At 40.2% G+C, this 12,237-nt stretch carries 11 protein-coding genes, 1 tRNA gene and 1 pseudogene; 8 read left to right on the plus strand and 5 right to left on the minus strand.

Going from position 1 to position 12,237, the window contains the following annotated elements; all coding sequences use genetic code 11:
- Positions 1-148 precede the first annotated feature (148 nt).
- Positions 149-1,696, minus strand: coding sequence for a sulfatase (locus VJ786_RS11170; protein WP_336557712.1), 1,548 nt, complete (start codon positions 1,694-1,696; stop codon positions 149-151).
- Positions 1,697-1,899: 203 nt separating this feature from the next.
- Between VJ786_RS11170 and VJ786_RS11175 the strand changes: the two genes are divergently transcribed.
- Positions 1,900-2,247: a hypothetical protein gene (locus tag VJ786_RS11175; RefSeq protein WP_336557713.1), complete on the plus strand. Its 348-nt coding sequence runs from the start codon at positions 1,900-1,902 to the stop codon at positions 2,245-2,247.
- Positions 2,248-2,421: 174 nt separating this feature from the next.
- Here the strand turns inward: VJ786_RS11175 and VJ786_RS11180 are convergent, their stop codons facing one another.
- On the minus strand, positions 2,422-2,634 hold the full coding sequence (locus VJ786_RS11180; RefSeq protein ID WP_437129017.1) for a hypothetical protein: 213 nt from the start codon (positions 2,632-2,634) through the stop codon (positions 2,422-2,424).
- A 390-nt stretch (positions 2,635-3,024) separates the two neighbouring features.
- Here VJ786_RS11180 and VJ786_RS11185 point away from each other — a divergent pair, with 390 nt between their 5' ends.
- Positions 3,025-3,303, plus strand: coding sequence for a hypothetical protein (locus VJ786_RS11185; protein ID WP_336557714.1), 279 nt, complete (start codon positions 3,025-3,027; stop codon positions 3,301-3,303).
- A gap of 227 nt (positions 3,304-3,530) precedes the next feature.
- Here VJ786_RS11185 and VJ786_RS11190 read toward each other — a convergent pair whose 3' ends face one another.
- Entirely contained in the window at positions 3,531-4,439 is a 909-nt protein-coding gene (locus VJ786_RS11190; protein ID WP_336557715.1) for a LysR family transcriptional regulator, read from the minus strand.
- 98 nt (positions 4,440-4,537) lie between these two features.
- On the opposite strand from VJ786_RS11190, the gene VJ786_RS11195 reads away from it, so the two are divergent.
- The 5 genes and pseudogenes from VJ786_RS11195 to VJ786_RS11215 all read left to right on the plus strand — a co-directional run bounded on the left by VJ786_RS11195 (position 4,538) and on the right by VJ786_RS11215 (position 6,730).
- A complete protein-coding gene (locus tag VJ786_RS11195; protein ID WP_336557716.1) occupies positions 4,538-5,149 on the plus strand; it encodes an NAD(P)H-dependent oxidoreductase in 612 nt (203 codons plus the stop codon).
- 79 nt (positions 5,150-5,228) lie between these two features.
- The gene (locus VJ786_RS11200; RefSeq protein WP_336557717.1) at positions 5,229-5,528 is read left to right on the plus strand and encodes an aldo/keto reductase; all 300 of its coding nucleotides are present in this window, start codon (positions 5,229-5,231) and stop codon (positions 5,526-5,528) included.
- Between the two features lie 53 nt (positions 5,529-5,581).
- A pseudogene (locus VJ786_RS11205) lies at positions 5,582-6,208 on the plus strand (aldo/keto reductase).
- An 88-nt stretch (positions 6,209-6,296) separates the two neighbouring features.
- Positions 6,297-6,452 (plus strand): hypothetical protein, encoded by a 156-nt coding sequence (locus VJ786_RS11210; protein WP_367575545.1) that lies wholly within the window; start codon positions 6,297-6,299, stop codon positions 6,450-6,452.
- A gap of 71 nt (positions 6,453-6,523) precedes the next feature.
- Positions 6,524-6,730: a VOC family protein gene (locus tag VJ786_RS11215; RefSeq protein WP_336557718.1), complete on the plus strand. Its 207-nt coding sequence runs from the start codon at positions 6,524-6,526 to the stop codon at positions 6,728-6,730.
- Between the two features lie 191 nt (positions 6,731-6,921).
- Here VJ786_RS11215 and VJ786_RS11220 read toward each other — a convergent pair.
- Positions 6,922-6,994: transfer RNA gene (locus tag VJ786_RS11220), tRNA-Lys, on the minus strand.
- Positions 6,995-7,463: 469 nt separating this feature from the next.
- Positions 7,464-10,646 (minus strand): S41 family peptidase, encoded by a 3,183-nt coding sequence (locus VJ786_RS11225; protein WP_099365743.1) that lies wholly within the window; start codon positions 10,644-10,646, stop codon positions 7,464-7,466.
- A gap of 95 nt (positions 10,647-10,741) precedes the next feature.
- Between VJ786_RS11225 and VJ786_RS11230 the strand changes: the two genes are divergently transcribed.
- Positions 10,742-11,923, plus strand: coding sequence for an MFS transporter (locus VJ786_RS11230; RefSeq protein ID WP_336557719.1), 1,182 nt, complete (start codon positions 10,742-10,744; stop codon positions 11,921-11,923).
- Positions 11,924-12,237 lie beyond the last annotated feature (314 nt).

Raw genomic sequence — 12,237 nt, forward strand, 5'->3', positions numbered from 1 at the left:
AAGCTACTAAGACAGCCCTAGGCTCTCCCTCTTTTCACTAAATACAGCAAATCTATAAAACAAAAAATGTCTCCTACATTTGCTTGACACAAACATAGGAGACAGCCTCTTGAACCCAGTCTCCAACAATTAGAGAAAGTTTTGTCCTTTAATTCAATTCATCTGGAAAAGGAACTTTTTTACCACTAGCTTTAATAACGGGCATTTGTGCCTCCCATCTTTTTAATTGATCGCTTAGGATCTTGCTTAATGCCCTTAGCTCTTTTGGGTTTTTATCCGATAGATCATTCATCTCCCCAATGTCTTCTGTTATATTATACAATTCCAATTTCCCTTTTTTCATTTCATAGACCAGTTTGAAATCTCCTCTTCGGATAGCTGAGAAAAAGTTTATTCCAGAACCATCAGGAACAGTCCATTTATTGGGGATATGCCAAATCAAACTCCTATTTTTCCAAGAACCATCTGTCTTGCCTTTGGTCAAACTTGCCAAGCTCTTTCCATCTATATTTTTTTGAACCAGGGAGTAATCTTTAATATGGGCATACTCCAGAATGGTAGGGAAAAGATCTTCGATAATTACAGGAACATCCGAAACTCTTTCTTTTCCATCCTGAACGTCCTTGATCAATAAGGGCACCCGAATCCCACCTTCATAAATAGAGCCTTTGCCGGCACGCAAGGGTAAGTTTTGGGTATGATTCGCTCCAGACCGCATCGGTTTAAGGCTCAGTCCTCCATTGTCACTTAAAAATATAATAACCGTATTTTCATATACCCCTTTTTCTTTAAGCACATGGATGATGTCGCCAATACTCTTATCGAATCCTTCGACAAGTGATGCATAAGCTGCTTCCGTAGCGTCCAAACCATTGCCTAAATACTTTTGGACAAATCTTGGGTCGGGCTGGATCGGAACATGAACAGCATAGTTGGAGAAATTCAAGAAAAACGGTTCCCCTCGTTTTATGGGTTCGGAGATGGCTTTAATCGCTTCTAATGTTAGGGCTTCTGTGAGAAATGTTTCGCTACCATAATATTCCATCAAATCGGGAACGGCTTGAAGGCTTGCTTTCCCTGGCATATTCCCATAATGCTGTTGGGCGTAATAACTCTGTGGATGTCCTGCTGAATGTCCTGCCACATTCACCATAAAACCTACGTTTTTCGGACTTGCAGCAGGTGTACCTGCCGATCCCCAATGTGCTTTTCCAACATGGATCGTATAGTAGCCATGATCTTTCAATATCATAGGGAAAGGGGTAGCATGAAAGGTTTTTGGTATGTTTGGATCTGGGCTCATCCCGTTGATATTCCAATCTGGAGGGGTTAATAGGTCATCTGGATTGTCCGTGGGTTTATTCGCCAATGGATGGGTCCAGTTTGTAATTCTGTGATGAGCAGCATTCACACCGGTCAACATACTTACCCTGGAAGGTGTACAAACAGGTGTAGCATAGGCATTGGTAAATTTTGTGGATTCTTTAGCCAGTAACTCCAGGTTAGGGGTATGGAATTTCTTATTGATTGCTGTTTTTCCTGTATAAAATGGAACGGAAATATCCTGCCAGCCCAAATCATCAACAAAGAACACCACAATGTTGGGTTTATCTTTATTCTGTGCAAAAGATGGAAAGATCTGAAGGATAAGGATAATAAGAAAAAATAGTTTATAGGTTATTTTGGAGGTTTTCATAGTCAATTAGGAAAATTCGGTAGATTGCTTTTTCCTAATTTAAGTTTTAAATTGAAAAGAAGAAAATATATTCTTCATAAAAAAGCTCTCATCAGGAATTTTCCGGGTTGCTAAGACAGCTGAGAATTAAAAAATGTAATGTAGCAGTTTTGCTTTAGTTCACGTTGAAGTAATACAATTAATTCTAATTTAAACTTATATCTATGAAAAATTTAATGGTCTCGCTTGTTGTTTTTAGCTCTTTATTCCATCTCGCCTGCGAAAAGGATAGGAATAATAAAAACATTTCAGCCTGCGCTTTATCTATGAAACATAAATTTGAAAAGGAACTTGTGTGTACAGAAAAGGGTACTATGGAAAGTAATTTATATGAGGGTATCTATAATAATCAAAAAGTTTATTTTGTAGATATTATGTGTCCTAGTTGCAATACAGCAGCTCCTCAATTTGGATATACTTGTGATGATAAAAAGGTAATGTTTGAAGAGTTTTCTAAGGTGAAGGATGTAAAACAAGTGTATAATAGCTGTACGAAGGAGTTTATGGAATAATAAATGGATTATAAAAAAAGCAGGTGTCTAAAAAGTCACCTATTTCGGTTTTATTGCTTTTGCAATTTCAATCCTGATTTCATTTTTGGGTTTTAGCAGAAAGTCTATATTTTGTGATTCTGATGTTCCGTCAGGGTTGTGGTGTCGGCAGTCGTTTGATGGATGGGTGATGAACTAGTCTTCGGTGCTGATCTGTGTATTGTAGGCCGGTTTAAGCTGACCATTCTTCATGTGGTCCACTTTCATCCGCATGAACACTACATCGGTATCGGTCCTACTATAACTGTTGCGATCTCGCAGTACTTCCTGTTGCTCCTCATATTTCTCCAATCGGGCCAGATAGTCCTCTTCAAGATTCCTCAGCTGTTTAACGGTGGATTTATCCACTCTTTTGAGCCTGGCATTGATCGCTTTGATCTTTTCCTTCAGTTGGATACTATCAATGGCCCTGCTGACCTCTTGATGCCCTAATTAAGTTGGTCTTTGGCGATCTGTACGTCGATATCCGCAAGGACCGAAGCGATGTTCGCCTCCAGTTTTACCTTATTCTTCTCCATCGATCTCTTCCAAACAAAGATATAGCGACCAGAAGCCGATTCGATCTTGGTACCTTTTACAAACTGGACTTTCAGCTGACATATTCCATATTATGCAGCATCCGAACAATCCTGGCAAACAGCTCCTGTATCTGTCCCTTAAGATGCTTTCCCCTGAAATAATTGATCGTATGGTAATCCGGTGGACTGTTCTCCGAATGCAACATGAAACGATGTTCTCGTGAAGGGCACGCTCGATCTTGCGGCAGGAATACATATTGCTCAAATAGTCGTAGAACTATACCTTGATGAGCATCCTGGGATGGAAACTGGTCGTGCCCCCACATTTTTACTGACTGATGATATGTTCAAGATCCAACCGTTCTACAACCTCACTCACCAACCGAAACGGATGGTTCAACGGGATACGCTCGAAAATATTCTCAGGAAAAAGCCTCAGACTATTGGCGGGAAGCGCTTTGAATTGTATGTTTCACATATTTTTTTGGGTGCACCTTAAGATATAAAATCTTGGGGATAAAAAACAGAAAAATCCTGCCATTTTTTAATGACGGGGTTCTTTTTTAAGAGACCTTTTTAGACAGCCTGTTTTTGTGCACCCGCTGGTACAGAACTCGAACTCCTTTTTGGATGATTTAAGACGACTAAATCAATTTAAAGGCATTGATATTCAGAATGTTAAATAAATTTTTAAATTTATGACCGTGAACTATTATTCCATGAATTTTAGTCCACTAATTCCCATCTCTTTTCGAGTAAATGTTCTAATCGATCTATTTCATCGCAGTACATCGTCTTTTTCCTTGTTCCGAAATAAAGAATATTTTCCATCGGATGATTGCCTTCCCAAACCAATTTTATTTTCCCTGAAGCAATGGCTTCTCTGCAAAGAAAATCGGGAACAATCGAAAAACCCTTACCCTCGCTCAAACAACGAATAATGGAACTGATATTGGGTACAATGTAATTCGGACTAAAATCGGGATGCTCACCAAAGTGCTTCAACCAGAAATTCTTTAAATGCTCCATATCCGCCGCCGTGCTGTACCAAAGTTGCTTTTTTAGTAAATCGGCTGCTGCTTTTATTTCATTCTTTTGTAATAGCCTTTCCAGTGCAGTCGTGTCGGTTTCACTGCCGGCAATCAGCACAATCCTTTCCTTAGAAAACGGACGATATACCAAATTTTGTTGATCGCCTTTTTGCGGCGTAATAATCAAGTCGAGCAAACCGCTGTCCAAATCGTGCTGCATTTGCGGGTATTCACCAAACTTAATAATTAGGTTAAACGGTAATCCGGAAATATGCTCTTCCAATGTGTATTGAAAAGTCTCAAAACACATGCCCACGCTGATTGTGGCACGCTCATCCTGTGAATGTTTATGAAAATGTTCCTCGCCCGTTTCCAGTTTCTTTAGCGGATCTAAAATATAGTTATATAGGATTTTTCCTTTTTCCGTGGGCACCATTTTTCGTGCAGAGCGATCAAATAATTTATAACCCGTAAAGGCTTCCAGTGAGTTCAAATGCAGGCTTACGCCGGGTTGGGAAATAAACAATTGCTGTGCTGCAGCAGAGAGCGTTCCTGTTTCATAAATCGCTTTATAGGTGCGCAGCCATTCCAAATTCCATTTCATATCTATTATTTTTATGATACAAATATGCAATTTAAATTATTTTGATAATACAATATTATGATAGAATTTTGCACAATCAACTAATATGGTTATATAAAATGAAGATATTTATTATAAACGGCGGACAGGTCTTCGCACATTCAGGCGGGACATTCAACAATACCTTAACGGAGTGGACAAAATCGTTCTTCGAGAAAAACGATTTTGAATTACGAATCACCAATATCAATGATGATTTTGATGCGCTCGAAGAAGTAGAGCATTTTAAATGGGCTGATGTTATCATTTATCATACACCTATTTGGTGGTTTCAGGTACCGAATCGCTTGAAAAAATACATCGATGAAGTTTTCTCCGCCGGTCATCAAAACGGCATTTACAGAAGCGATGGAAGAAGCCGCAACCATCCTGAAATCAATTATGGGACAGGTGGGTTAATGCAAGGTAAAAAATACATGGCTACCTCCACTTGGAATGCACCCTCTACGGCTTTCACGTTGCCGGGAGAATTTTTCGATCAGACCGCTGTGGATGATGGTATATTATTTGGTTTTCATAAGATGAATCAGTTTGTCGGCATGGAAAGAATTGATGGATTTCATTTTCACGATCTGGAAAAAAACGCAACAGCTGAGCGCGTCGATAAGTATCATCGCGATTATTTGAAACATATAAGAGAGGCTTTCATTTTAAAAAAACAATTGTCATGAACATTTATTTAACAGCAGTCATATAGACAAAGTCTAAACAGCTTACATCACAAATTTATTTTATTAATAAACTATAAAAATGGAATACAGAACATTAGGTAACTCCGACTTAAAATTATCATCTATCGCTTGCGGAGCATTTGCCATAGGAGGCAATATGTGGGGCGGGAACGAACAAAAAGACAGCATCGCTGCAGTGAGAGATGCTATTGATAATGGGGTTACAACTCTTGATACAGCTCCATTCTATGGTTTTGGACTGAGTGAAGAAATAATGGGGAAGGCCATAAAAGGATATGACCGAAGCAAGATTCAACTACTTACCAAATTCGGTTTGGTATGGGAAGGTAGCAACAACGGAAAAGGTGAATTTTTTTGATTCGGAAAACTCAGGAAAAAAAATCCGTGTACAAATTCGCTTCAAAAAACAATGTGATTAAAGAAGCGGAAGAAAGTTTGAGACGCTTAGGGACGGATTACATTGATCTTTTGCAAATCCATTTGCCCGACAACACAACACCAATTGCAGAAACAATGGAAGCGTTGGAATTGTTGATTCAACAGGGGAAAATTCATGCAGCAGGTATGAGTAATTACAGGGTAGCACAGGTAATGGAAGCAAGAAAAACATAGCCAATTTCGAGCAACCAGATAAGTTTCAGAATGCTCAATCGCAGTATAGAAGCAGATTTGGTGCCTTATGCCCAAAAAAACAGTCTCGGAGTTATCGTATACAGCCCAATGGAAAGAGGGTTGCTTACCGGAAAATTTTTTAAAAACGGAAAATTGAAAGAAAATGACCATAGACATGGCTATTTCAAACAGTTCAACTTGGAAAAGGTAAGTACTTTTTTAGACACAAGCTCCCCGATAGCTGAAGCGAGAAATGCCACTCTTGCTCAATTAGTATTGTGTTGGACAAGCCTGCAACCCACCATTACCGTGGTTTTAGCCGGGACCAGGAATGAAGCACAAGCGATAGCCAACGCGCAAGCGATGGATATAAACATCACACAACAAGAAATGCAGGTGATTGCTAATGGGCTTTCAAAGATTTAAGTAAACATCAAGCACATTAATTCGCTCAGCATTTGATCAAATAGAAAACGAAAAAACAGCAGGGTTCTCAAGTGCCAATCATGTAGGAATCACCGTAAGCAGTCTGGAAAAATCCGTTGCTTTTTACGAAGGATTAACAGGTGTTAAAATAGCCAACAATGATGAAATCGGTGGTCCGAGAATGGCTAAAACACAAGGCCAGGATGATACCTTTTCAAAGGCAACCTTCAATTGGATAATTTGAATATGGATATTTTATAGTATGTACTTCCCGCACCTGAAAAAGTATCATATCAAAATAATCAAATCAATGCCATGCATCTTTGTTTTGAAGTAGATGATATGGATCCTGCAATGAAGCGTTTAAAGGAAGTCGGTGTTGAACCCGAAGGTGCACAGATCGTTTTTCAGGAACAGGATGGCTTAAAAGCGGGTTTCGGAACGGCAGTTGCTTACTTCCGCGATCAGGATGGTACCAATTTGGAAATCATTGCACCTCGGTTCAAAAGGAAGAATAGTTAATAAATAAAAGCAAAAGCCCTGATTGAAACACAAGGTTTTTTCTTTGTGGAACTTGATAGATAATCGAACCATCCCTCGAACTCATTATGAATTCCGTATTAGTTGATTATGTTTCCCTAACTTTGCCAGGATCAATGATCGGACACAAAAAAGCCTTCCAAATCAAGGATTTTGAAGGCTTAAAGTTACTGTGACCCCGCTGAGGCTCGAACTCAGGACCCACAGATTAAGAGTCTGTTGCTCTACCAACTGAGCTACGAAGTCGTCATTAATCCAAATGTACGAACAATTAGGCAATATCATAAGAGTGATTTGATACAAAACTGCTTTCCATCCAAAAATGTAGTAGTCAAAAACTACATTTCAAAATTCACAGTTAAATAATCTCCTTATTCTAATGTCTGAAATACCTTATAACAACCTTAAAAAAATCTGTTCTAAGGGTATCCCAACTATTTATATTTTTCAACATTATGAAACATTTTTTAAAAATTTTGAAAAGATTTTATTTAATATATCCCTTCTAACATTTTTTTTTTTGCCTCAGGAAACCACCTGGTCTAACTGGCTTTAGAATTCACTAAGAGTTGAATAATTAGTCCGGAAGGGATAATCGGATACAGCTGTCTAAATGCACATGGATAGCAGCCTATACTACCTATTAATAAAACAAGCCCCTGTATTGAATTCCATACAGGGGCTTAATTTTATCTGTTGTTTATTATTTTCTTGCCTATTTCTTCAGGTCCTTTAAGATTTCCTGCACAGCGCGTTCCAATTGCGGATCTCTATCCGCCATGCGGTCTGCTGTCGTATTCTTTACAGCGATATCTGGCGCAACACCCGTTAACTCCAGATCTTTTCCGTCCAGGGTATAACATCCCCAAGATGGCAATCGGTAGAAAGAACCATCCACCAATCCTTTACCAGAGGTAAAGATAATCCAGCGGTAAGTCTCTGTTCCGATGATCTTGCCAAGTTTTAGCTCCTTGAATCCTGCAGCCGTCATCTCTGCATCACTTAAGGATTGCTCATTGATCAATAGCACTATAGGTTTGGCAGCGGGAGCAAAATTACTCTGAGGCGATTTCTTACCGCCACGGTACTGCCATTGCAAATAAGGTTTCTGCGACAAAAAGCGTAATACCTCATCATGAACATTTCCTCCTGTATTATACCTCAGGTCCAAAATGATGGCATCTTTATTGTTTTCCTGCTCGGCCATATCCAACAAAAAGGTGTTCAGTTCGCCTGCCCCCATGTTCTTCATGTGCGAATAGGCAATACGGTTGCCACTCATTTGATCTACCTTCGAACGGTTTCCTTTGATCCATTCATCATACAGTAATTCCTTAAAGGCTGCCCCACTTTGCGGACGGATATTCACATCCACATCTTTTCCATTTCTATTCACCGTCAATTGCAGTTCGCTCGCTAAGGAAGGCATCGTCAGGTAATAATCCCGATCCAAGGATCTATCAATCTTGGTACCATTGACTGCCACCAGCACATCCCCTACCTGCAGATCAACCCCTATACGGGATGCCGGACTGTTTCTTACGATCCGCGAAATCTTGTAGGGGTTCGATGGATCATAGGTAACCCCCAATTCATTGCTCACAAAATTGAAGTCTTTTCTTTCATCAGATCCCATCGTACTGAATCCCATGTGAGAGGAGTTCAGCTCGCCCAACATATCGTTCAACATGATCCGGAGGTCTTGTCTATTGTTTATTCCAGGCAGGTAGAAAGCATATTTTTGCTTGATGCCTTCCCAATCCACCCCATGGAAGGAAGGATCGTAAAAGTTCTCCTCCACATTTGCCCAGGTCTCATAGAACATCTGTTGGAATTCCTTATCCAGATCCCTGTTGAATTTGGAGCTGATCTCTACCCGCTCTAACCGGTTCTGATCGATGTTGTACTTTTGTAAAGTGCCCTGTGCCAGTACAAAATACTTTCCATCCACTTCGATGATGTGGCCGAAACCTCCATCCATCACTTTCTCGGTTTTTGCTGCTGTAAATGGTTCATACGTTATCCTGTATAGCCCAAAATTTCCTTCATGATTGGATTGGAAGAACAGAAACTGTTTCTCGCCTTTGGCAAATGCCTGTGGACCACTTTGTGAACCCGCAAATGGGCTCACCTGTTGGATCCGGTCCAACAGACCATTGAAATCGATGCTGACCACATTTTTCTTGGTTTCTGTTTTCGGCTCTGGCTTTGCTGCAGCGGTTTTTACCGTTTTATCTTTTTCAGGCGTTTTCATATTGTTGCTGGTATCTTTCTGTTCCTTTTTAGGTTCTGCAAAAAGCTCATCAAATTTGCTCAAGCGATAAGGTTCATCGAAATTCTCCAAGGCCATCCGGAAGATGCTGGCATTCCCCATTCCCATTGGGTAAGATGGCTTGGTGCGATTTCCGGCAAAATAGATATACTTTCCATCAGCAGAGAATACCGGAGAGGTTTCCGATACGCCTGTATTTGTCAGGTTATGGGTTTTGTTATTGGCTAAGTAGTGAACAAAAATATCCTGTTCAAAATTACGCATGGCTGTGAACAGCACATACTGACCATCCGGTGAAAATGAAGGGGATGAATTTTGGAATGCCCATAATTCATCCTTCACAATGGTATTGCTCTTCAGGGAATTCAGATCCAAGATCCTTACCTCATCTCGGCCTGATAGGTAAACCGCCTTTGTTCTTTCCTTATTGAAATTGATATCCCTATTGTTCCTCTTGTCGGAGGTCAACTGTTTGGTCTCCCCTTTTCCATCTGCTGAACGGCTGAACCAGTTCTGGTATCCAGCAAAAGTCTGGCTGAAAACCAAGGTCTTGTTGTCCTTTAACCAGATCACTTCCATTACCCGCTCGCCCGAAGATGGCATTTGCCGAACAAATTTTCCATCGATATCCGAAACGAACAACTCTCCACGTGAAACAAAGGCCAGTTTTTTACCATCCGGAGATACATCATAATTAGAGATTTGGCCCTTAACATCAAATTCCTTCGATTTTCCAAGCACTTGGTTTCTACCAAGAAGAATAGAAGGTTGAGTTGTTTTTTTACTGGCTACATCATAGATGTACAATTGATAGCCTTTTTCGAAAATTACCGAAGAGCCATTGGCCGCCACTTGTGGCGAACGGATGGATTCCTTAAAATTGGTCAGTTCCGTTTTCCTGCCATTCTCAAAGGTGTAAAGGTTGTATTCATCGTTTCCTTCATCCGAAGCAAAAAAGATCTTGCCGGACTTATCCACCGTTGGCCATAGATCCTTACCGATGTAATTCGTGTATTCCTTGAAGGATTTATCCTTCGGATTATACCCTTTAATATCCGGGTTGAAAGCTCCTTTATAGCGCTTTCTATTGGCAGCTGTATAACTCTCCCAAGTATCAGTAAACAAGAGTTCTCCACTTGGGGTCTCTACCATCCCATGGATATAGTTGAAAAAATGGGGAATGATACGTTGGGCTGTCCCGCCCTTGCTGTTGACCTTATAACTGCTCATTCGGTTTTCCCTTCCGGATGTGAAGTAGACATTCTGGCTATCCCAGCTCCAACTATCCACCTCATCGGAAGATTCGTGGTAGGTCAGCTGTTGGATGTCACCGCCTTCCAAGGGCATCACATACACATCCATATTTCCATTCTGATTAGCTGAAAATGCCAACCATTTCCCATCGGGAGAGATTCTTGGGGAAACTTCATTTCCAGACATGGCCGTTAAGCGTAAAGCATTTCCTCCTGTACTGGGCACTTTCCATAGATCACCTTCATAACTGAAAACGATGGTTTTCGCATCAGGACTCAATGTTGGGTTCGAAAGAAAAGTGGGTTGAACTTGCGCCATGCATGCACTTCCTCCAGCCAGGAGCAAGGCAAGGGTTAATATTGATTTGTTCATGTATTAGGTGTCTAATATGTACTGAATGAACAAATGTAACATTCAGAAACCCAAATTCCATCTATTTATCTAATTTTGCTGAAAATCACAGGTACATGACTTCCCAGACAGCAATAAAACCCAACATCAGTCAACAATATAAAAAAAGGATCCGTTTAGCCGTATCCCTATTTTATTTCGGACAGGGGCTTGGTTTTGCGACATGGGCAAGTCGGATCCCTACCATCAAAACCGCATTAGGCCTTTCTGAAGCCCAATTGGGAACTCTATTACTGATGATCCCCATCGGTCAATTGCTGACGCTCCCTCTAGCTGGTTTTTTGACCAATAGGTATGGTAGTCATCGTTTATTGCCTTGGTCATCTGCATTTTATGCGCTTCTGTTGATCATTATTGGTTTTTCCCCCAATATATGGATGCTCGGCGCTTCCCTGTTCTTTTTTGGCGTCATGGGAAATATGTGCAATATATCCGTGAATACACAGGGTGTGTTGGCGGAGGAGCTGTATGAAAGACCCATCATGTCCTCTTTTCATGGAGCCTGGTCATTAGCCGGGTTTACCGGTGCACTGATCGGGATATTAAGCATGAATCTGGAATGGACCAGCATACAACAGTTTGTAGGAATTTGTGTGCTGCTCCTGGTCAATGTATTGCTCAATAGGAACTTTCTAATTCCCGAAATCAAGAAAGAAGAGGAGAAAAAAGAAAAATCGAAATTCAAACCTGATGGTTTGATCATTCAGCTTGGTATCATTGGTTTCTTTAGTATGGCTACAGAAGGTGCTATGTTCGAATGGAGTGGCGTCTATTTTTCAGAAGTGGTAAAAGCTCCAGAAAAACTGATCATCCTAGGATTTGGATCTTTTATGGTGATGATGGCTTTGGGACGCTTCATAGGCGATGCTGTCATCGCTAAAATTGGCAGACAACGCACTTTACAGATCTCAGGGATTTTGATGTTTTTTGGCATGTTGGTTTCGGTTATTTTCCCTAACCTATATGTATGCACATTGGCGTTTATGCTGGTTGGCCTTGGTGTAGCCTGCAATGTCCCTACGGTATACAGTGTAACAGGAAAACATAAAACCATTCCCGCAGGTGTTGCATTGGCTATGGTATCCAGCATATCCTTCCTTGGATTCTTAATGGCGCCGCCTTTGATTGGGTATATCGCCGAACTGTTCAACCTTCGCTATTCTTTTGCCTTGTTTTCTCTTTTTGGTTTGCTGATGTTCATCATGTGCAGTAGACTTAAAATCTTTAAAAGAGATTAATTGTTGCATGGATAACCATGAACGCCCATTTTAAAAAAACCTGCATATCAGCACTATCTAGATTAAACAAATTAATCCATGGTTAGTGTTTTATACAAAAATGAATATCTTCCTTTTCGTTAATTGAATTTCGAAACATAAAATAAGGCAAATCCATCTTTTAGCCCCTCCAAACCTATTTTTCAAAACAAAAAGCAAGGTTAATAAAGCTTTAATAATTTTTTAATGATTATTTTCTTTGTTTATATAAGCTTTATCAATAACTTTAAAACAACAACCGAATAAAAACTTATTTACCTAGGATAAACATATTA

Origin of the sequence: Sphingobacterium tenebrionis (genome assembly GCF_037126265.1) — a bacterium.
Lineage (GTDB): Bacteria > Bacteroidota > Bacteroidia > Sphingobacteriales > Sphingobacteriaceae > Sphingobacterium > Sphingobacterium tenebrionis.

What these genes read in the sequence shown, in the direction of transcription:
- VJ786_RS11170 (WP_336557712.1), bottom strand. Translation starts at nt 1,696, where the DNA reads ATGAAAACCTCCAAAATAACCTATAAACTATTTTTTCTTATTATCCTT.
- VJ786_RS11225 (WP_099365743.1), bottom strand. Translation starts at nt 10,646, where the DNA reads ATGAACAAATCAATATTAACCCTTGCCTTGCTCCTGGCTGGAGGAAGT.
- VJ786_RS11230 (WP_336557719.1), top strand. Translation starts at nt 10,742, where the DNA reads ATGACTTCCCAGACAGCAATAAAACCCAACATCAGTCAACAATATAAA.
- VJ786_RS11190 (WP_336557715.1), bottom strand. Translation starts at nt 4,439, where the DNA reads ATGAAATGGAATTTGGAATGGCTGCGCACCTATAAAGCGATTTATGAA.
- VJ786_RS11195 (WP_336557716.1), top strand. Translation starts at nt 4,538, where the DNA reads ATGAAGATATTTATTATAAACGGCGGACAGGTCTTCGCACATTCAGGC.
- VJ786_RS11200 (WP_336557717.1), top strand. Translation starts at nt 5,229, where the DNA reads ATGGAATACAGAACATTAGGTAACTCCGACTTAAAATTATCATCTATC.
- VJ786_RS11175 (WP_336557713.1), top strand. Translation starts at nt 1,900, where the DNA reads ATGAAAAATTTAATGGTCTCGCTTGTTGTTTTTAGCTCTTTATTCCAT.
- VJ786_RS11215 (WP_336557718.1), top strand. Translation starts at nt 6,524, where the DNA reads ATGCATCTTTGTTTTGAAGTAGATGATATGGATCCTGCAATGAAGCGT.